General features: G+C 69.1%; 17 protein-coding genes, 1 tRNA gene and 2 pseudogenes. 14 read left to right on the forward strand and 6 right to left on the reverse strand.

Features of this window, described 5'->3' with window-relative positions:
* The first annotated feature begins 148 nt into the window (after nucleotides 1–148).
* The 7 genes and pseudogenes from OHA64_RS02145 (at nucleotide 149) to OHA64_RS02175 (ending at nucleotide 6,633) form a co-directional block, all read left to right on the forward strand.
* Nucleotides 149–742, forward strand: coding sequence for a TetR/AcrR family transcriptional regulator (locus OHA64_RS02145; RefSeq protein ID WP_405606948.1), 594 nt, complete (start codon nucleotides 149–151; stop codon nucleotides 740–742).
* A 115-nt stretch (nucleotides 743–857) separates the two neighbouring features.
* Nucleotides 858–1,592, forward strand: coding sequence for an NADPH-dependent F420 reductase (locus OHA64_RS02150; protein WP_405606951.1), 735 nt, complete (start codon nucleotides 858–860; stop codon nucleotides 1,590–1,592).
* Between the two features lie 269 nt (nucleotides 1,593–1,861).
* A pseudogene (locus OHA64_RS02155) lies at nucleotides 1,862–2,443 on the forward strand (nitroreductase family protein); the annotation flags it as partial.
* Between the two features lie 478 nt (nucleotides 2,444–2,921).
* On the forward strand, nucleotides 2,922–3,116 hold the full coding sequence (locus tag OHA64_RS02160) for a hypothetical protein (protein ID WP_405624437.1): 195 nt from the start codon (nucleotides 2,922–2,924) through the stop codon (nucleotides 3,114–3,116).
* 235 nt (nucleotides 3,117–3,351) lie between these two features.
* Nucleotides 3,352–4,095, forward strand: a complete 744-nt coding sequence (locus OHA64_RS02165; protein ID WP_405606954.1) for an NADPH-dependent F420 reductase — start codon at nucleotides 3,352–3,354, stop codon at nucleotides 4,093–4,095.
* A gap of 428 nt (nucleotides 4,096–4,523) precedes the next feature.
* Nucleotides 4,524–5,273 (forward strand): SDR family oxidoreductase, encoded by a 750-nt coding sequence (locus tag OHA64_RS02170; RefSeq protein WP_405606957.1) that lies wholly within the window; start codon nucleotides 4,524–4,526, stop codon nucleotides 5,271–5,273.
* A 517-nt stretch (nucleotides 5,274–5,790) separates the two neighbouring features.
* Nucleotides 5,791–6,633: a helix-turn-helix transcriptional regulator gene (locus OHA64_RS02175; protein WP_405606960.1), complete on the forward strand. Its 843-nt coding sequence runs from the start codon at nucleotides 5,791–5,793 to the stop codon at nucleotides 6,631–6,633.
* Between the two features lie 83 nt (nucleotides 6,634–6,716).
* On the opposite strand, the gene OHA64_RS02180 is transcribed toward OHA64_RS02175, so the two are convergent.
* On the reverse strand, nucleotides 6,717–6,971 hold the full coding sequence (locus tag OHA64_RS02180) for a transposase (protein WP_405623819.1): 255 nt from the start codon (nucleotides 6,969–6,971) through the stop codon (nucleotides 6,717–6,719).
* Nucleotides 6,972–7,028: 57 nt separating this feature from the next.
* On the opposite strand from OHA64_RS02180, the gene OHA64_RS02185 reads away from it, so the two are divergent.
* Nucleotides 7,029–7,325: a helix-turn-helix domain-containing protein gene (locus OHA64_RS02185; RefSeq protein WP_405606963.1), complete on the forward strand. Its 297-nt coding sequence runs from the start codon at nucleotides 7,029–7,031 to the stop codon at nucleotides 7,323–7,325.
* A gap of 166 nt (nucleotides 7,326–7,491) precedes the next feature.
* Here OHA64_RS02185 and OHA64_RS02190 read toward each other — a convergent pair whose 3' ends face one another.
* Nucleotides 7,492–8,685, reverse strand: coding sequence for an MFS transporter (locus OHA64_RS02190; RefSeq protein ID WP_405606966.1), 1,194 nt, complete (start codon nucleotides 8,683–8,685; stop codon nucleotides 7,492–7,494).
* Nucleotides 8,686–8,789: 104 nt separating this feature from the next.
* Between OHA64_RS02190 and OHA64_RS02195 the strand changes: the two genes are divergently transcribed.
* From OHA64_RS02195 to OHA64_RS02205, 3 genes are all read left to right on the forward strand, one after another.
* Nucleotides 8,790–9,398, forward strand: coding sequence for a TetR/AcrR family transcriptional regulator (locus tag OHA64_RS02195; protein WP_405606969.1), 609 nt, complete (start codon nucleotides 8,790–8,792; stop codon nucleotides 9,396–9,398).
* A 502-nt stretch (nucleotides 9,399–9,900) separates the two neighbouring features.
* On the forward strand, nucleotides 9,901–10,803 hold the full coding sequence (locus OHA64_RS02200; RefSeq protein ID WP_405606972.1) for an aminoglycoside phosphotransferase family protein: 903 nt from the start codon (nucleotides 9,901–9,903) through the stop codon (nucleotides 10,801–10,803).
* Nucleotides 10,804–11,341: 538 nt separating this feature from the next.
* Nucleotides 11,342–11,485: a hypothetical protein gene (locus OHA64_RS02205; protein ID WP_405606975.1), complete on the forward strand. Its 144-nt coding sequence runs from the start codon at nucleotides 11,342–11,344 to the stop codon at nucleotides 11,483–11,485.
* Between the two features lie 209 nt (nucleotides 11,486–11,694).
* Here the strand turns inward: OHA64_RS02205 and OHA64_RS02210 are convergent.
* Together OHA64_RS02210 and lexA are read right to left on the reverse strand one after the other, a co-directional pair.
* Nucleotides 11,695–11,771, reverse strand: a tRNA-Trp gene (locus tag OHA64_RS02210).
* Nucleotides 11,772–11,828: 57 nt separating this feature from the next.
* Nucleotides 11,829–12,497, reverse strand: a pseudogene (gene lexA, locus OHA64_RS02215) (transcriptional repressor LexA).
* A 416-nt stretch (nucleotides 12,498–12,913) separates the two neighbouring features.
* Here lexA and OHA64_RS02220 point away from each other — a divergent pair.
* Together OHA64_RS02220 and OHA64_RS02225 are read left to right on the forward strand one after the other, a co-directional pair.
* Nucleotides 12,914–14,044 (forward strand): aldehyde dehydrogenase family protein, encoded by a 1,131-nt coding sequence (locus OHA64_RS02220; RefSeq protein ID WP_405606978.1) that lies wholly within the window; start codon nucleotides 12,914–12,916, stop codon nucleotides 14,042–14,044.
* Between the two features lie 161 nt (nucleotides 14,045–14,205).
* Nucleotides 14,206–15,333, forward strand: coding sequence for a hypothetical protein (locus tag OHA64_RS02225; protein ID WP_405606981.1), 1,128 nt, complete (start codon nucleotides 14,206–14,208; stop codon nucleotides 15,331–15,333).
* Between the two features lie 158 nt (nucleotides 15,334–15,491).
* On the opposite strand, the gene OHA64_RS02230 is transcribed toward OHA64_RS02225, so the two are convergent.
* Together OHA64_RS02230 and OHA64_RS02235 are read right to left on the reverse strand one after the other, a co-directional pair.
* Entirely contained in the window at nucleotides 15,492–16,169 is a 678-nt protein-coding gene (locus OHA64_RS02230) for a response regulator (protein ID WP_405606984.1), read from the reverse strand.
* Nucleotides 16,170–17,351, reverse strand: a complete 1,182-nt coding sequence (locus OHA64_RS02235; RefSeq protein ID WP_405606987.1) for a sensor histidine kinase — start codon at nucleotides 17,349–17,351, stop codon at nucleotides 16,170–16,172.
* Between the two features lie 264 nt (nucleotides 17,352–17,615).
* On the opposite strand from OHA64_RS02235, the gene OHA64_RS02240 reads away from it, so the two are divergent.
* On the forward strand, nucleotides 17,616–19,109 hold the full coding sequence (locus OHA64_RS02240; RefSeq protein WP_405606990.1) for an alpha/beta hydrolase: 1,494 nt from the start codon (nucleotides 17,616–17,618) through the stop codon (nucleotides 19,107–19,109).
* The last annotated feature ends 8 nt before the right edge of the window (nucleotides 19,110–19,117 follow it).

Consider the following 19,117-nt stretch of genomic DNA (forward strand, 5'->3'; position numbering starts at 1 on the left):
CTTCGGGATCTCCTCCAGCGTCGTGAGCGCGACCGCCTCCATCTGATCGCCGGTTTGACCGGATGCCGCCTCCGCTTTACGCTCGAGTGCATACGGAGGCAGCATCCGCTTTGATGCGGTCGCAGGATCACGGCAGGCAGGAGGGCGTATGGGCGCCGGCGAACAGCTAGGACGCAAGCCCCGCGCGGACGTTCAGCGCAACCGCGCGGCCCTCCTGGAGACCGCGCAGCGTCACTTCCTGCAGCACGGGGTCGGCACCTCCCTGGAGGCGGTGGCCAAGGAGGCGGGCGTCGGGCCCGGCACCCTGTACCGGCACTTCCCCACCAGGGAAGCACTGCTGGCAGCCGTGCTGCAGACCCGCTCCGAGGAGCTGGTGGCCCGCCAGGTGGACATCGAGCAACTCGGCGACCCCGCCGAGGCGCTGGATCAGTGGCTGCGGGCGATGGAGGAGTACTTCAGCGCCTTCAGCGGGCTGCCGGACCCACTCATGGCCGCGGCCCGGGCGCAGGACCCGGACAACCCGCTCACGATCCCCTGCGACATCCTCATCTCGGCCACCGATCAGTACGTGCGAGCCGCGCAGCTCGCGGGGCACGTGCGCGCGTCGGTGCGGGGGAACGACCTGTTCCTCGCGGCCTGTTCCATCGCCTGGATCAAGGGCACCGGCACCGAGGAGGAGTCGCTCGACCGACTCCGCACGCTCATCGCGAGCGGCTACCGCCAGCGGGACACCCAGGCGTAAGCGCCAGGCACCCTATCCTCCCGCTCCCCGCTCCCCGCAACGCCACGGGGCGCCACCACGCAGCCATCACATCGCGCTGCCCTCAGGGGCGGCGCAACCTCTGAAGGGACAAATCATGGAAATTACTGTTATAGGTGCCGGTGCCATCGGCGGGAACCTCGCTACCAAGCTCAGCACGGCCGGTCACGACGTCCAGGTGGCCGACGCCCGCGGCCCCGAGGCCGTCCGGGCGGAGGTGCTGGAGTCCGGGGCCCGCGCGGCGGAGCTCGCCGACGCCGTCCAGGGTCGGGACGTCATCGTCCTGGCCATCCCCTTCGGGGTGGCAGGGAAGCTGGCCGGCCTGTTCGCCTCGGTCCCCGCCGACACGGTGGTCATCGACACCTCGAACTACTACCCGCACCTCTTCGGGCACATCGAAGCCGTGGACAACGGCGCAGTCGACAGCGTGTGGAACGCCGAGCAACTGGGACGCCCCGTGGTCAAGGCGTGGAACGCCGCCCTGGCAGAGACCCAGCGGACCCGGGGCGTCCCGGCCGGAACGCCCGGCCGCCTCGCCATCCCCGTCGCCGGCGACACCGAGGAGGCGCGGCGCGTGGCCATGCAGCTCGTGGACGACACCGGGTTCGACCCCTACGACGCCGGCACACTGGCCGACTCCTGGCGCCAGCAGCCGAACAGCCCCGCCTACTGCACCGAACTGACCCTCGACGAACTGCCGGCCGCCCTGGCCGCGGCCGACCGCGTCAAGGACGCCCGCATCCGCGACAGCCTCCCGGAACGCTTCGCCGCCCTCGGTGCCAGTCCCACCGTCGACGACGTCGTCGAGATGAACCGCGCCGCCCACCGCTGATTCACCCGACGCGGCTCTCGTGCACGCAACGGCACGAGGGCGGCACGCCACGAACACACACGACGAACACTAAGAGCGCACAGTCTCCCGCGCTGCGACCCGCAGTCTCGGCACGCCACTGCCTGCGAGCAACCGCATGCCTGCCGGTACCTCGTAAGGGTGCGTCCCGCCGCCCGGCCCTTACGTCGGCTGCCTCGTCGCATGGCCTGCCGTACCGCGCTGCGCCGGGCCGCCGCGGCGGTGGCTGCGCGCCGCGGAGAGGAACCGCCTTGCCCGGCACCGCATCACCCTTTACCGACATCGCACGCTCCCGACGCTCTCCCCGGCGGTTCCTGCCCACCGCCCTGTCCCCTTCGGACATCCGCGGTGTGCTGGAAGACGCACAGGCGGCCCCCTCGAACAGCAACACCCAGCCGTGGACGGTGCACGTCGTCTCGGGTGCGGCGCGGGACGCCCTGGGCAAGGAGCTGCTCCGGGCCGAGGAGGAGGGACGGACCTCGCCGGATTTCACTGATGGCCACGGCGAGGGCATCCACCTCGAGCGGGCGCAGGCCCTGGGCGCGAGCAACTACCGGATCCGGGGCGTGGAACGCTCGGACCGGGACGGCAGGAGGGAGGCGGTCCGCGAGAACCTGGAGTTCTACGGCGCTCCCCATGCCGCCTTCCTGTTCATGCCGGCGCTCGGCGACGGGGTGCGGACGGCCGGCGACATCGGCATGTACGCGCAGAACTTCCTGCTCTCGCTGGCAGCCCGTGGATTCGACGGAATTCCGCAGACCGCGCTCGGGTTCTACGCCGAGGTCGTCCGCGAGTTCCTCGACGTTCCCGAGGAGCTCAAGCTTCTGTTCGGCATCTCCTTCGGCGTGGCCGATCGGGCCGCACCCGTGAACGGCTTCCGTATGGGACGAGCTCCGCCTGAGCAGAGCGTGGTCCTGCACGGGACCCCCCCGGAGTCCTCGGCGAGCACCGATAGGACTCCGTCAGGTCCTGCTGTCTGTCGTGGTCAGCGGCATGGTGGGTGTGAACGCACATCAAGTGAACCGTGCTGGGGCGTAGTTGGCACTATTCGCGCCGACGTGTTCGCATTGCCGGTCGCCGTCGCCACCGTACTGCGGGCCACTGGGCAAGCAGGCGAACTGCCAGGTCGCGGTCAGCGTGCAGGCGATCTCCGACACTGCCCAACTCGTCGATCACGGCCGAGTACGTCGCGATCGACGAACATCGGCTGGTGGCCATGCCCAACCACCTGGACTTCACCGAGGCCGCGACCCTGTCCTGCGCCGTAGTCACCGCCTGGTCGGCACTAAAAGGCGTGGCCCCGGCGACACCATGCTGGTCCAGGGATCGGGCGGCGTCTCGCTGTTCGCCCTGCAGCTCGCCCCAGCCCGCGTGATCGCCACGCCCTCCAGCGAGGAGAAGGCGGAGCGACTGCGCGAACTCGGCGCCAGCGACATCATCCAGCAGGTCGGCCACGTTTCACTCTTCGGCCTATCGGCGGCAGCAGGAGCGACCTGGAGAACATGAACAGGGTCATCTCAGCGCACAAAGCTGCACCCGGTGATCGACCGCGTCTTCCCTTCGAGGAAGCCCTCGACGCCGCATCCCACCTGGCGAGCGGCGCTCACTTCGGCACGGTCGTCATCACCCACTCACACCACCGCGTCCACGGTCGGCCGCAGGCCCGGTCGCACCTCAGGGACCAAGCCCAGGAACTCCGGTCACCGAGACCGGGGTTATGTTCCAAACAAGGAGTTTCACCATGAAGATCGGCATTCTCGGCACCGGGAACATCGGCAAGACGTTGACCAGTCGGTTGAGCGCGGCCGGGCATGAGGTAAAGGCGGCCAATTCGCGCGGCCCGGAGACTATCGAGGCGGACGTGCTGGCCTCGGGCGGACGAGCGGTGACAGCGGCGGAAGCCGTGGTGGACGTCGACGCCGTGATCCTCTCCATTCCCTTCGCCCGCATTCCGCAGGTCGCACCACTGATCGCCAAGGTGCCGGCTGACACGGTCGTCATCGACACGTCGAACTACTACCCGCATCGGGACCACGGAATCGCGGCGATCGAGGCCGGCCAGGCCGAGAGCGTGTGGGCTGCCAAGCAACTGGGCCGGCCCATCGTCAAGGCGTGGAACTCGATCGGATCCGAGTCGTTCGCGCACAGGAACAAGCCGGCGGGAAGTGCGGACCGCATCTCGCTCCCCCTCGCGGCCGACAGTCCGCGAGAGCGTGACCTGGCAATGGCACTCGTTGAGGACACCGGGTTCGACGCCTTTGATGCGGGGCCGCTCGCGGAATCGTGGCGGCAGCAGCCCGGCACACCCGCCTACTGCACGGATCTCACCCGCCAGGAGCTGCCGGACGCGCTGGCGACGGCCGACGCGGCGCGATCACCGAAGCGGCGCGACCTCGGGCTCGCCGTGGTCCAGGAACGCTTCGGGGCCGGCGTGCAACCAGATGGGGAATACCTTGTCCGCCTGAACCGCGCAATTTCCATGTGAGGACGGGGGGGGCTGACGCGGTGACCCGTGAGAGGCCCTCGCATCTCACAGGTCGTGACGCTTCGCAACAGACACCTCACCAGTCCCAACAGTGATCGAACCGAGATCCAAGATCAACGCTTGGCGTTCAATCCTGGAGCACTACCGGTGAGACCCCGATCCCCTCACGTCCGGACGACCAGGAACGGCCTGGCGGTTGTGCGCCTGTGCGGGTCGGTCTGAGGGGCTTGGGCCCCCGGGCGGTTGGACCGTTCAGATCCCTGTGGACGCCGAAGCGACCAGATCCACTGGGCGGTTCGGGGACCACTCCACCAGGCAGAGACCGCCGATCCATGGATAAACCGTCCTCTCCCGCCCCTGCGCGGGCGCCCCTACGGTCGAGGCTGCGGGCGCTCACCGGCCCGCCGTACCGAAGGAGCAAGACCCCCATGAAGATGACCGGCAACACGATCCTGATCACCGGCGGCACCTCGGGCATCGGGCTTGGCCTGGCCCTGCGCCTGCACGAGGCCGGCAACAAGGTGATCGTCGCCGGTCGGCGCAAGGAACTCCTCGACGAGATCACGGCTGAGCACCCGGGCATCGACGGGCTCGTCCTCGATGTGTCGGACCCCGGCTCGATCGCCCGGGCCCGTGAGACCGTGGCGGCGAGCCACCCGGGGCTGAACGTCCTGGTCAACAACGCCGGCATCATGCTGCTGGAGAACCTCCTCGACCCGACCGGACTCCAGGTCGCCGAGGATCACGTCGCGACCAATCTGCTCGGCACGATTCGGATGACGTATGCCTTCCTGCCGCTGCTGGTGGGCAAGGACGACGCGGTCGTCATGAATGTCACCTCCGCGCTGGCGTTCGTACCGTTCCCGATCACGCCGACCTACAGCGCGACCAAGGCCGCGCTGCACTCCTTCTCCGAGAGTCTGCGCATCCAGCTCGCCGGTGCTGACGCCGGCGTCCAGGTGATCGAGGTGGTCCCGCCGGGCGTACGCACGACCCTGCTCGGTCAGCAGGACAGCGACCAGTCCATGCCGTTGGACGACTTCCTCACCGAGACCCTCGATCTGCTGCGCGAGAAGCCCGACGCGAAGGAGCTGGTCGTCGAGCGCGCCAGGTTCATCCGTGACGCGGTGGCCAATGGCTCCTACGACGACGTCCTCACCATGATCAGCAGCAGCTGACCAACCTGTAGTGACCGACGCGGAACAACAGCACGCGGGCAGGTCCTGATGGGCCACATCATGGACGAACGCGAACTGGATCGCCTCGGGGAGGTCCTCACCGAAGACGCGGAACGGCAAGGAAGCGTCTTCGGCTTCGCCCCGGCCGTCGGACGGGAGGCGACCGGCCCCGTCCTGAGTCCCGAGGGGCACGCGAGCGCCCGTCTGACACGGCGAACATCGTCGTGTCGGACGGGCCGGGCCGGGCGACGAGGCCCGGCGCCGGTCCGAAGCGTTGGGCGTCCTCGACGGGGGACCGTCGCCGCAGGCCGTCTTCCATACCGGCGGCCTACGGCGCACCGCCGAGGGTCGGCGTAATCCCCAGCGGGTCATGCAGGCCAGGTAACCATCGAGACGTCGCGCTGCGAGTGCCCTCGGCGTCGGTCGTACGGGCGGCTTCGCGCGGGCGGGAGAGGACTGCTCAGCCATGGATCGGCGGTCTCTGGATAGCCGGGCGGGATGCGGCGAGTATGGGGACATGAACAAGAAGGAACTGGCGGAATTCCTGCGCCACCGGCGTGAGACGCTACGGCCCCGCGACGTCGGGCTGGTCGAGGGCCCACGCAGGCGTACGCAGGGACTGCGCCGCGAGGAGGTCGCGCAGCTCGCCGGCATGTCCACCGACTACTACGCCCGCCTGGAACAGCAGCGTGCCCCGCAGCCCTCCGTCCAGATCACCACGGCCCTCGCCCGGGCACTTCGGCTGACCCTGGACGAACGCGACCATCTCTTCGTCCTCATCGGCCACAACGCCCCGGCCCGCTTCCACCGGCCCTCCGAACATGTCTGCCCGACGCTGATGCGGGTCCTGGACCGCCTGGACGACTCCCCGGCCATGGTGCAGACCGACCTGTTCGACACCCTCGCGATGAACCCGTTGGCCGTCGCGCTGCTCGGCGACCAGACCCGCCACACCGGTCTGGCCCGCAGCGGCTATTACCGCTGGTTCATGGACCCGGCCGAGCGTCTGATGGTTCCGGAGGAGACCCACGAACGCCACGGCCGCGCCCAGGCGGCACGCCTGCGGGCCGCGCTGACAGCCGGCAACGACACTCCCCGAGCCGCCCAGATCCTCGCCGAACTCCAGGAACACAGCCCCGAGTTCGTCCGCATGTGGGAACTGCAGGAGGTCGCACAGAGCTACGACGACTGCAAGACCATCCTCCATCCCGAACTCGGCCGCATCGACGTCGACGCCCAGCTCCTGTACACCGAGTACCGCGCCCAAACTCTGGTGGTGCTGACCACTCGCCCCGGCACGGAGAGCCACAGCAAACTCGAACTGCTCGCCGTCATAGGACACCAACAGCTCACCCCGTGACGTCCTGGCCCCGGGGGGCTCTTAGCTTGATCCTTGACCTCGCCGCTGAGAGGGCGTTACTGACTTCGGCGTACTAGGGTCGGTCAGCCGAGTGCGAGGCCCGTCCCGACGAGGAATCCGCCGAGGATGCTGTGCTGGTACTGCATCCTTGAGCCGCTGACGGAGCAGGGTCTCCAACTCGCTGAGGTGCGGGCGGCCAGGTCGGCAGGGCTCCGCTTGATGTGCGCCCACAGGCCCTCCACCGGGTTGAGTTCGGGCGCGTACCCGGGCAGCAGGATCACCGTCAGCCCGTCCCGCTCGGCCATGAGTGCCTTCATCGTCGTGGAGGTGTGGGTAATCGACGTCCCGTCTGGTGATCAGCAGAGTGTCTCCAGGACTTGATCTTGGAGGTGATCGTGGGACGTCGACCGAGTGTGTTCGTCCGTCCGGTCAGCATGGAGGAGGGCCGCCGCCTGCTGCGGATCAGCCGGACCGCGAAGGATCCGGTCCGGCTGCGGCGGGCGATCGTGGTGCTGATGTCCGCCCAGGACCAGACGGTCAAGGGCATCACCTCGCTGATGCAGGTCGGCGAGGACTACGTCCGCGATGTCATCCACGCCTTCAACGAGCGGGGTTCGACGCGCTGGACCCAAAATGGAGCGGGGGACGCCCCAGGACCACCAGTGAGCGGGTGCGCAAGCACATCTGCCTGATCGCCCGGACGTCCCCCGCCGACTGGGGCTGACCGGCTTTGCCACCTGGAGCTTGTCCAAGCTCGCCGACGACCTCGTCCAACGGCACGCACCAATCCGCCAGTGGACCGCATACCCGTCCAAGGCTGCATGACAAGCCACGAGGCGTGGTCCGGTCAGTTCTCGATCAACGCCCTGCGGGGAATGCTGCGCGCCGTCCGAATCCGACCATGACGAGCGCCATGACTGTGAGAGCGATCATCCCGGCTGGAAGAACCGGTGCGCCCACGCCATCGACGACCACAGCCCCCACAGCACCACCCGCAAAGATCGCCATGTTGAAGGATGTCGTCAGCATCGCGTTCGCCGCATCGGCGTTCTCGCCCGCGGCCTCCCCCATGGCCGTCTGCAACTGCGTCGCCGAGCCGCCGAACGCGAGGCCCCACAGGACGATCGCGAGCAGCACGAGCACAGTGGACTGCTGCGCGGCGGCAAGAAAGCCCCCGGCGACAACGAACAGGATCACACTCGCCAGGGTGAGCCTGCGAAGTGCGCGGTCGATGAACACGCCGGTGATCCAGATACCTCCGAGCGCAGCGATGCCGAAGACGAGAAGTGTGACGTCGGGCCGGAGGGCGAGACGCATCTGCTGCAGGTAGGAAGCGATGTAGGTGTAGAGCAGGTTGTGCGCGAGCATCCAGACGAATACGACGGCGAGGATGGTCGCCACGCCGGGAATGCCCAGCACTCGGCTGAGCGGAGCGCGTGTCTGCGCCGACTGCCCCGGGGCGTCGGGCACGAGGAACTTCGCGAAGACCATGACGATGACGCTGAGCAGTGACATCGCGGCGAAGGACCAGCGCCACCCGACCGTCGAGCCCAGCCAGGCGCCAAGTGGTGTTCCTACGCAGAGTGCGACCGGGGTTCCGGTCATGGCGATGGCAAGGGCACGCCCGGCGTGCTCAGGTGCGGCGATACGCCGGGCGTATCCGGCGAGCATGCCCCACAGCAGCCCGGAGAAGGCTCCCCCGACGAACCGGGCGACAAGAGCGACGGTGAACGAAGGCGATACCGCGGTGAGGGTGTTCGCGACAAGGAACCCGAGCAGGCCCGCAAGGAGGAGCGGCTTCCGCCGTGCCCCGCGCGTCAGCGTGATCGCGGGTATCGCCGCGAGGACCGTTCCGATCGCGTAGGCGCTCACGAGCTGGCCGGCGCCGCCTTCGGAGACGTCGAGTCCGGCAGCGAGCTGCGGGAGCAGCCCCGCCGGCAAGGTTTCGGTCATGATCACGATGAATCCGGTACACGCCATCACCACCAGTGCCGGAACGGGGAACGACTCGTGCGCTCGCTCGCGGACCGGCGCGGGGCACGTTGTGGTCATCGGTCGGACTCCTCCACTAGTTATGGATTGACTGATCCGATATTGATAGACGTGCTTACGGGTGTCAAACTGGATCAGTCAGTCCGCAATAGAGGAGGTTCGCCGTGTCCCCCGTCGGCCGTCCCCGCATCTTCGACATGGAAGCCGTCTTGGAGGCCGCGATGCTGCTGTTCTGGGAACAGGGCTACGAAGCCACTTCGCTGGCCCAGCTCCGCGAGGCCACAGGGCTGTCCTCCGCGAGCCTCTACGGCGCCTTCGGCTCGAAGGAGGGACTGTTCGAGAAGGCCGTTGAGCACTACATCGCCGGACCGGGCAGCGTGACCGATGTCGTGGCCGACGAGGCGGAAAGTCCCCGCGAGGCCATCGCCCGGCTCCTCCACGGGTCGATCAACATGCAGACCGACACATCCCACCCTCGCGGATGCCTCGTCGCCCTCTCGGGGACGGTCCGGGCACCGGGAGCAGGCGAGGCCGGAGCGCGAAAGGTCGTAGCGGCGCGCCGCGCAGCGGACCGAGCACGCATCAGGGCGTGCATCGTACGCGGCATCGCCTCAGGAGAGCTCGTCGAAGACACCGACGTGGACGGCCTCACGTCAATGATCCACGGCTTCTTGCTCGGTATTTCGACACAGGTGTGTGACGGCACATCAGCACGGCACCTGCACGCCGCGGCAGACGCCGTGCTCGCGAACTGGGACACACGGGGACGCTGACGCTCACGCGCATCACACATCGACATCGGTCCACGCACAGCCCCCGGAACCGCACGACTTCAGGTGACATGAATCGCGTGCACAACCGGCGGCGCACCTGGCCGCCCTGGCCCGCTGACTGCCGGGCAACCCGTCGATTGCCCGGCCAACGATGCGAGACGAGCCACTATCGGGCTTTGCACTGGCCGGCCGCGATCCCGAGCAGGCGCACCAGTTCCTCCTCGACTACGCCGCCGAGCACGGGAGTTGCTTGTTGTACACCCTCGATGGCTCCCTCGCCCTGACCGATCTGGGGGTTCTTCTGCTCTCACAGGAGGTCGGTGGCGTGCGGATGTCGCGGCCGGTCCTCGTGAGGGAGGACTGGTTGCGGTCGGCGTACTACCGCGATCGCCTGCCTTTGGAAGGCGTCCCGTCACCGATGAGTCGCCCTGGCCGTCGTAGATGTTGGGCTGGCGGGGATAACTGAGTTGCTCAATCACAGCGTTGCGTACTGTGACTTGGCATGAGCGACACCGACACCCACACCGAGATCACCGCAGACCTGGTGCGCGACCTGCTGCAGGAGCAACATCCAGACCTTGCCGGGCTGGCCATCCGCGAGGTCGCGGGCGGCTGGGGCAACCAAATGTGGCGCCTCGGAGACGAGTTGGCCGTGCGCATGCAGCGCATGGACCCCACCCCGGAGCTCCAGCTCAAGGAGCGGCGGTGGCTCCCCGTGCTGGCCCCGCGCCTGCCGCTCCCGGTGCCGACCCCGGTACGGTTCGGCGAACCGTCCGAGCGCTTCCCCAGGCACTGGACCGTCATGACGTGGGTTCCCGGCGAGCCGCTGGACCACGGCTCGATCAGCCGCGGCGCCCACGCAGCCGACACGCTGGCGGGCTTCCTCCGGGCGCTCCATGTGGAGGCGCCCGCCGAGGCGCCGAACTCTACGGACTTCGGTGCCCATCCCAGGAACTGCACGGACGGCTTCGAGAACTTCTTCCAGGCCGTTGTCCCCGACGACATCGCTGCCGACGTCCGGGCCGTCTGGGACGACGCCGTTGCGGCCGACGCGTGGGATGGCCCGCCGGTTTGGGTGCACGGCGACCTCCATCCCGCGAACGTCGTCGTCTCGGACGGAACGCTCTCGGGCATCGTCGACTTCGGTGCCATGTTCGCCGGCGATCCGGCGTGGGACCTCGCCGCCGCATGGGTGCTGCTACCCGCGGGCACGGCCTCACGGTTCTTCGACATGTACGCGCATGCAGACGAGGCGGCGATCCGGCGCGCCCGTGGGCTGGCCGCTATGAAGAGCCTCTTCCTGATGCTCATGGGGCAGAACGGAGACCGGGGCCTTCCCGGCGGCAAGCCGAACTGGGGACCTGTAGGCCGGGCGGCACTTGATCGTGTTCTGCAGGGTGTTTGATGCACGCTTCTTTGAACTTGTTCTCGATCTTGGTTCAGGGCCATGCGGCAGTCCATCCTCGTGGGTCCATCGATCCCGGCGCGTGGTGGGGATGCCAAGGTCCACGGCCGTATGCTGCCCGTGGCTCCGATCGAGCTGGCGGAGCTTCTCCTCGGCGCCAGCCAGGCTGACCTGGCGAAGTCGGAGGTGAGGGAGCCCCTGGGCGGGCGCGGCCTTCGACCTCGCCGATCCAGTCCTCCGTCTCAGCTTCGACGACATCGCGGGGTGAGGACGCAGACGTCCACGAGATGCCGAGGAAGACCCGGCCGAAGACGGCGAAGAAGACCTCGGCGGAGGCCGCAAAGAAGCAGCCGGCCAAGAAGTCCGCTGCCAAGAAATCGTCTGGGCGCCGATCGCGTAGCGCCTGAAAGATCTTACTCGCGGCGGCCCTGCGGCAAAAAGGACTGTGCCGCAGCCGACTCGGGGATGACCGCGGCACACTTCCTTCGCAGCCCGGAGCGCAGCAGGAAGAACACGCCGAGGCTGGACCTCGCAGTGCGTGCCGCTGCCCATCTGCGTGGTCACCGAACTGACCCTGTCGTTCCAATCTCCAGGCATCTCTGCAAGCCGCAAGTCCTTGTCGCCAGTGGAGGCGGTGCAGTCCCTGATGATGACCAGCGTGTCGCCGGTCCTGTTGCTCTGAGGCATACCCGCGAATCCATACCCACCCTCAGCAGTCGTCATCCGGGCACATGAGACCGACGCCCCCAGAGCGGACGGCGCTCCGGGTCACGGAGTCGTCCCGCCGGTGGCCGCGGACTGTGGTGGAGGCCTTGACGACCTGGGAGCCGTGAAGGCTGCCGCGCGCTTTCGCGCTTGAGATCCGCAGCAAATGCCTGAGGACGTGACGCGTGGCAGGGGCGGCAGGAGTCGAACCTGCGGCATCCGGCTTTGGAGGCCGGCGCTCTGGCCATCTGAGCTACACCCCTTTGGTGGGTGACAGCTTGACATGACCAACAGGTCCGTCTCCAAGGGATTTCCGTCTCTCAGAGAAGGCGCAGGACGCCGACGACCTTGCCGAGGATCTGCGCCTGGTCGCCGCGGATCGGCGCGTAGGACGAGTTGCGTGGCATCAGCCACACCTGCCCGTCCTGTCGGCGCAGGAATTTGACGGTGCCTCGTCCTCCAGGAGCGCGGCGACGATGTCCCCGTGATCGGCGCTGTCCTGCCGCCGTACGGTCACAATGTCGCCGTCACAGATCGCCGCGTCGACCATGCTGTCGCCCGAGACCGTCAGGGCGAACAGGTCTCCGTCACCCACGACCTGACGGGGCAGGGAGTAGACGTCCTCCACCATCTCCTCGGCGAGCAGGGGTGCGCCGGCGGCGATCCGTCCAACGAGCGGCACGTCGACCGCTGCCTCGCTCCGGTCTCCCAAGTCGGGAGCCCACGATGGCCGTACGCGGTAGGCGCGGGGACGATGCGGGTCGCGGTAGAGAACCCCTTTACGCTCCAGCACCATCAGCTGGTAGGCCACCGAGGAGCTACCGGCGAGCTTCACGGCCTGCCCGATCTCCCGCATCGAGGGCGGGTAGCCCTGCCGGTCGACCGTCTCGGTGATGTAGCGGACGACGGCCGTGGCGGCCCGTCAGCTCTCCTTCGGCGGCCCGGGGGCCCGGCGGACGGCCCCGGCGGGAGTGCGCGCTGTTCTCCATCGCGGCACCTCCGTACAAGATCCTCACGGAACGCGACCTTAACCCGCCATCCGACACAAATGGAACACCATTTCGACGGGGTGAATGAGTGTTGCGCTTCATTGGACGCCCGTCGGGGTCGCTGTGGCAGCCGGCAGTAGGCCACCTTGGGTACACGGGCTCCGCGCCCGTCTGTGTGACGACATCGACTCCCTGGACAACCAACTGCCACCGCACGTTGGGAAGGTCGCCGAAGTGCTGAGCAGCGCTACGCGTGCATGGCGCGTCGTGCCATCCAGCCCATCGCGCGGACGACCAGATGCCGGGGCAGGACCTTGCCGGCGAGGGCAAGCGGCGGCCGTTGGTGATGGCCCGGGGGCGGCGAGGCTGAGACGGCTCGCTCGGGCTGCCCACCTCCCCGCTAGGCGGCGGGCGAGGTGGAGAAGTCCGCGCTGACCGCCGAGTACTACGCCCAGCAGGGTCCGGGCATTCTCGCCGACCGGCGGGCGGGCATCGACGGGGTGGAAGTCTGGGTGGCCTATGAGCCCGTCGGCCTGGTCCTGGCAGTCATGCCGTGGAACTTCCCCGTCTGGCAGGTCATGCGTTTCGCCATCCCGTCCCTGGTGGCGGGCAACGGCATCCTGCTCAAGCACGCCTCCAACGTCACCGGAAGCGCCCTCGCCCTGCAGGACCTCTTCGTCGAAGCCGGTTTCCCCGAGCACCTGGTGACCACTCTCGTCATCGCCGACACGGACGTACCCGAGGTCGTCTCCCGGCTCATCGAGGACGACCGGATCGCCGCCGTCACCCTCACCGGCAGCAACCGGGCCGGCGCGGCCGTCGGCGCGGCGGCCGGGCGCGCGGCGAAGAAGTCCGTGCTGGAGCTGGGCGGTTCGGACGCCTTCGTCGTCCTCGCCGACGCCGACGTCGAACGGGCCGCGGCGGCCGCGGTCAAGGCCCGGTTCACCAACTCCGGTCAGAGCTACGTGTGCGCCAAGCGGCTCATCGTCCACGAAGCCGTCGCGGACGCCTTCACCACCGCGTTCGTGAGCGGCGTGGAAAGACTGCGCCTCGGCGACCCGCGCCGGCCTGACACGCAGGTGGGGCCGCTGGCCCGGGACGACCTGCGCGCGGCGATCCAGCGGCAGGTCGAGGAGTCGGTGGCGGCCGGGGCTCGCCTGCTGACCGGAGGCAAGCCGGTGCCGGGCGAGGGCTACTTCTACCAGCCGACCCTGCTGGCCGACACCGGTCCGGGCATGGCCGCCTTCGACGAGGAGACCTTCGGCCCGCTGGCCGCCCTGGCCGTCGCCCGAGATGACGGGGAGGCCGTTCGGCTCGCCAACGCCACCGCCTACGGGCTCGGCCTGAGCGTATGGACCGCCGACGCGGCCCGCGGCGTCGGCCTCGCCCGCCGGATCACCAGCGGCGCCGCCTTCGTCAACGCCGTCGTCGCCTCCGACCCGCGCCTGCCCTTCGGTGGCACCAAGCGCAGCGGGTACGGCCGTGAACTGGCCGCAGCCGGCATCCGCGAGTTCACCAACACCCGTACCTACTGGGTCGCCGCCTGATACTCCGACCACCCCGGCCGGTCCGCATTGCACGCCCTTGTGTCGTCGGGCAGCGCCGGCACGACGAAGCGGGGCTGTGATCCGCATGTACTTGCGGCCACGTAAGGTCCCCGTGGGCCACTGCGAGTCGTGGCAGCAGCAAGCGAACACGGGGGCAGGACATGGAATACCGGCGCGCGGTGATACCGGCGGTGGCGGGCGGGCTGATGGTGACGCTGCTCCTGTGGTGGGCGGGGGCGAGCGCCGACGCGCTGCGTCTGGCCGGCGCCACCGACGTTCTCGGCTACGAGGCCGTCGCCCGCCTCCAGAGCTGGCTGTTGCCCTGGGCGTACGAACCCTCCGGGGGGACCGCGGGCGGGTATCTGGACGGGACCGACGCTTCCCGTTATCTCGGCCTGCACCACACGGCGATCCAGATCCGCTTCGTCGCGGTGTTCGTCTTCTACGCGGCCGGGGCGCTCCTCCTGCTCCGGCGGCTTCCCGCAGAGCGAGGCCGGACGTGGGCCGCTCTGCTCGCGCTGTGGGCCTGGGGCCTGGTGGCGGCGACCCTGGCGGTGACGGTGTCCACTCCCTGGCTCATCGCGGCCCAGGGACACGGAAGTTACCGCTTCCTGCCGCAACTGGCGTCCCTCTCCTCCGCCGGACGGCAGATCGTGGTACCGGTGGCACTGGCCGCGGCGGCGTGGACGGTGCTGGTGGCGCGGCTGGCGCTCAAGGGCGCCGAGCCCCAGCCGCGCGAGGACGTTCCGGCGCGGTCCGCGCTCCTGGCCGCCACCGTCGGGACCGCGGTGGTCACGGTGTCCCTGGTCGTCCTGTCGTACCAGTCCAACGCCGCCACCCTCCAGACGGCCTTCACGGGCGGCGGGCTGCTCGCCGAACCGGGTGACCTGCTGCGCCAGTGGCTGCTCCTCGGCGCCTGGTCCGGGCCCGCCGGCACGCCGCTCGGCGACTGGCTCCTGTACCGCCTCGGGGACATCCTGCTCCTCGCCGTGGTCTGGTGCGCCCTGCGGTGGCTGCCCAGGCTGCTCACCCGGGTCTCCGTCCCGGCGATGGCGGCGGCCTGCGTCTGCGCGGTCGTCCTCGGGCTGCTGGCCAAACAGGCGCTGCGCATGGCGACGGACGCGACGCAGATGAGTTCGGGGCTGCTGTACGCGGGATCCGGCCTCGGTGAGGGGGTGCCAGCCGCGCTGCTCTGGGGCGTCCTCGCGGGCGTCGCAGCCACCGTGACCCTGCGGGCGGCCGACGGCCGCGCACCTCACCCATCATCCGACCTGCTCAACTCAGACTGAAAAACGCTCACGGAAGGTTCGCCCTTGCCGTCGTGGGCGGAGTCGATTCGTTGGACGCGTGCTCAGCCCGGTGAACGGGACTGTCCAGGACGGCTCCGGCAGCGGCTCCGCGGCGCACCCCCTCGGGGGCAGTGGGGCAACCCACTGCGCCAGGCTGGTCAGTCCTCTGCGTCGCGGACCAGGAGTGCGATCTGCACCCGGTTCTCGACCGCCAGCTTGGCGAACAGGTTGCCTGTGTGCGCTTTGACGGTCGCGATGCTGATGCGCAGCCGCTGGGCGATCTCCGGGTTGCCCAGTCCGTCCGCGATGGCCCGAGCGGTTTCGAGTTCTCGTTCGGTCAGTGCGGACAGCTGTTTCCGTGCGGCCTCGCGGGACGAGCTGCGAGCGTGAGCGGACTGCGGACCGGTGGCTGCGGCGATCACCCGTGCCGTGGCCGCTGGAGACAGCACGGAATTGCCGTCCGCGACGGTCCGCACCGCGTCGAGAATCTGCGACGGTTGGGTGTCTTTGAGGACGAACCCGAGGGCTCCGGCGCGCAGTGCGCCCAGCACCAGATCGTCGGAGTCGAATGTGGTCAGCATGAGCACCCGCGGCGGCGCCGGTCGGGTGAGGAGTTCCCGGGTTGTGCTGAGACCGTCACGGCCGGGCATGCGCACGTCCATAAGTACGACGTCCGGCCGCTGCTCGTCCACCACGGTGATCGCGGCGTCCCCGTCCGCCGCCTCCGCGACGACGGTCAGGTCCGGTTCGCCGTCGATGACGAGCCGCAGCGCCATTCGCACCAGTTGTTCGTCGTCGACGATGACGACGCGCACCGGCTCCCGCTCGCTGTCCACTCAGATTCTCTTTTCGTGGGTGGGGTTCGGCCAGGGTAGTTGTGCGGTGAGGAGGTATCCGTTGTCGGGTGTGGGGTGGTGGTCGAGTTCTCCGCCGGCGAGATCGATTCGTTCGGTGAGGCCGAGCAGGCCGAATCCCGATGCCGGTGGTTGTGCGTTCTTTGTGGTCCCCGGGGAGTTGCGGACGCTGACGCCGAGTTTGTCGCCCGCTCTTCCTTCGAGGGTGATGTGTACATGTGCGCCTGGGGCGTGTTTGGCGGCGTTGGTCAGTCCTTCCTGGACGATCCGGTAGCAGGTTCGTCCGACGGCGTCGGACGGTCTTCCCGTCACGGTGGTGGTGAGCGTGACGTCCAGTCCGGATGTGCGGGCGTCGGCCACCAGGTCGGGGATGCGGTCGAGGGAGGGTTGGGGTGGTTCCGGGCGGCCCGGGTCGGCCCTGAGCACGCCGAGGACATCCCGTAGTTCTTCCAGTGCTTGGTGGGAGCCGTCGGCTATGCCGCGGACCAGCACGCGGTTTTCCTCCGCTGCGAGGTCGCTGCGGTGGTCCAGCACTCCGGCCTGCATGGCGACCAGAGAAATCCGGTGCGCGAGCACGTCGTGCATCTCGCGGGCGATCCGGTTGCGTTCCAGGGCCCGTGCCTGCGCCGCTCGTGCGCTCTGTTCCCGTTCCGCGCTCTCCGCCCGCTCTCGCAAGGACCGCACCTCGACACGCCGCGCACCGACGGCCATGCCCACGGCCACCGCGATGCCCGCGGTCAGTGCCGGGAACGCGAGCTGGAACCACAACGAGCCGGGCGTGCTCTGGACCGGGTAGAGCCCGACGGCGAACTGTGACGCGGTCACGTAGGCCAGCCCGACGACCCCGATCTCCACCGGGCGGCGACGGGTGGAGAGCGAGGCCAGCGCCAGGAGCGCGGCGCCGGTGGCGAGTGCCGACGCGGGCGAGGCGATCGCGACCGTCATGGCGACGGTGAGCGGGAACCGCCGTCGCCACAGAAGCGCCGTCAGGCAGCCGAGCGCCACCAGCGGATCACCGATGTTGAACCAGGAGCCCGTTTCGGCCGCCTGCCACCGCAGCAGCACACCGATGGAGAGCCAGGTCGGTATGCCCGCTGCCGCGGCTGCCGCCAGCCGCCAGGTCTGCTGCCACCCTCCGAGCCGTGGCGCGACGTCTGTATTCACCTGGCCATTGTCGCTAACCCGTACGGCCGGTGAGTCAGACCGGGGGCTGATGTGTCCTTCGACCAGAGTCGAATCACCGTCTCGACTCCGGGCGAAGGCGATTCGAGCCGCCGGGCTGATGTGCCGGCGGCGACGCACGGACAGACTCGTCGAGGCGGTCGGGATGGTGATCACAGCCCTGTCCGCTCCAGCGGTGATCCGCGGCGGGGCCGTCCCCGAGCACGCCCGCTCCGGCGCCCCGTGCACCCCTCAGGAGGACACCAGATGCACCGAACCTTGTCCCTCGCCCTCGCCGCCACCGCGGTGGCGATGACCGCGATTCCGGGAGTGTCGGTGGCGGCGACGCCGACGCCGGACACCGTGCGGTGGGGGCCGTGCCGGGAGAAGGCCGCCTCCGAGAAGGCCACGGTCGCCTCGGAGAAGGCCGCCTTACCCCGACTGGAGTGCTCGACGCTCGAAGTCCCCCTGGACTACCGGGATCCGGACGGCCGGCAGATCGAGATCGCGATCTCCCGACTGGCGAGCAAGGAACCCTCGCAGCGCCACGGCGTACTGCTGACCAATCCGGGCGGCCCCGGCATCACGGGACTCGGCTACCCGGCCGTTCTCGCCGGCTCAGGGCTGCCGCAGGAGGTGCTGGACTCCTACGACCTGATCGGCTTCGACCCGCGTGGCGTCGGCCGCAGCACGCCGGTGACCTGCGATCTGACGCCGGAGCAGCAGGCACGCGGCAACGTCCCGCCGTACGCGCACACCGCGGCCGATGTCGCGCGCGAGGCGGGCAACGCGCGAACCATCGCCGAGCAGTGCGCCACCTCGCGGACCGCGTGGATGCTGCCGCACGCCACCACCGCGAACACGGCGCGGGACATGGACCGGATCCGGGCGGCGCTGGGCGAGCCGAAGCTCTCGTACCTCGGTGCCTCCTACGGCAGCTACCTCGGTGCGGTGTACACGACGATGTTCCCCAAGCGCAGTGACCGGATCGTGCTCGACAGCAACCTGGGCCCCGGCGGTTACGACGTCAAGGCCATGCGGTCGCTCGCCCGTGGAATGGAGGACCGGTTCCCGGACTTCGCGACGTTCGCGGCCGCGCACCCCGAGTACGGTCTGGGCACCACGCCGGAGCAGGTGAGGGCGAAGTTCTTCGATCTCGCGGAGCGGCTGGAGGCGAAACCGGTCCAGGGCTTCGACGCGACGTTGTTCCGCGGGATCACGTTCGACCGCCTCTACAGCGATGCGGACATGCCCCTGCTGGCCAAGACCTGGCAGGCACTCGACACGGACCAGCCGCCGCCGCCCGTCCCGCCGATTCCGAACATGGAGAACTTCATGTCCGCCCGCTTTGCAGTGATATGCGGCGATGCACGCTGGCCGGAGACGGTCCGGGAGTATCAGCGCAACGTCGCGGTCGACCGGCTGAAATACCCGATGCTGGGCGGGTCCACGGCCGGCATCGGACCGTGCGCGTTCTGGCCGGACGAGCGGGTCGAGCCGCCGGTGCGCATCGGTGACCGGGGCCCGTCGAACGTCCTCATGGCGCAGAACGAGCGCGACCCGGGGACGCCGCTGGCCGGCGCCCAGGAGCTGCGGCGGGCGTTCGGGAAGCGGGCCACGATGGTGACGGCCGACCAGGGCGGGCACGGTGTCTATCCGTTCGGCCCCAACACGTGCGCGAACGACGCGGTGACCGCATTCCTGACCACCGGGCAGCGCCCGTCGCAGGACCTCGCCTGCGCCGCCGAACCCAGCAAGTAACAGGAGTA

Origin of the sequence: Streptomyces sp. NBC_00076 (assembly GCF_045041235.1) — a bacterium.
Classification (GTDB): domain Bacteria; phylum Actinomycetota; class Actinomycetes; order Streptomycetales; family Streptomycetaceae; genus Streptomyces.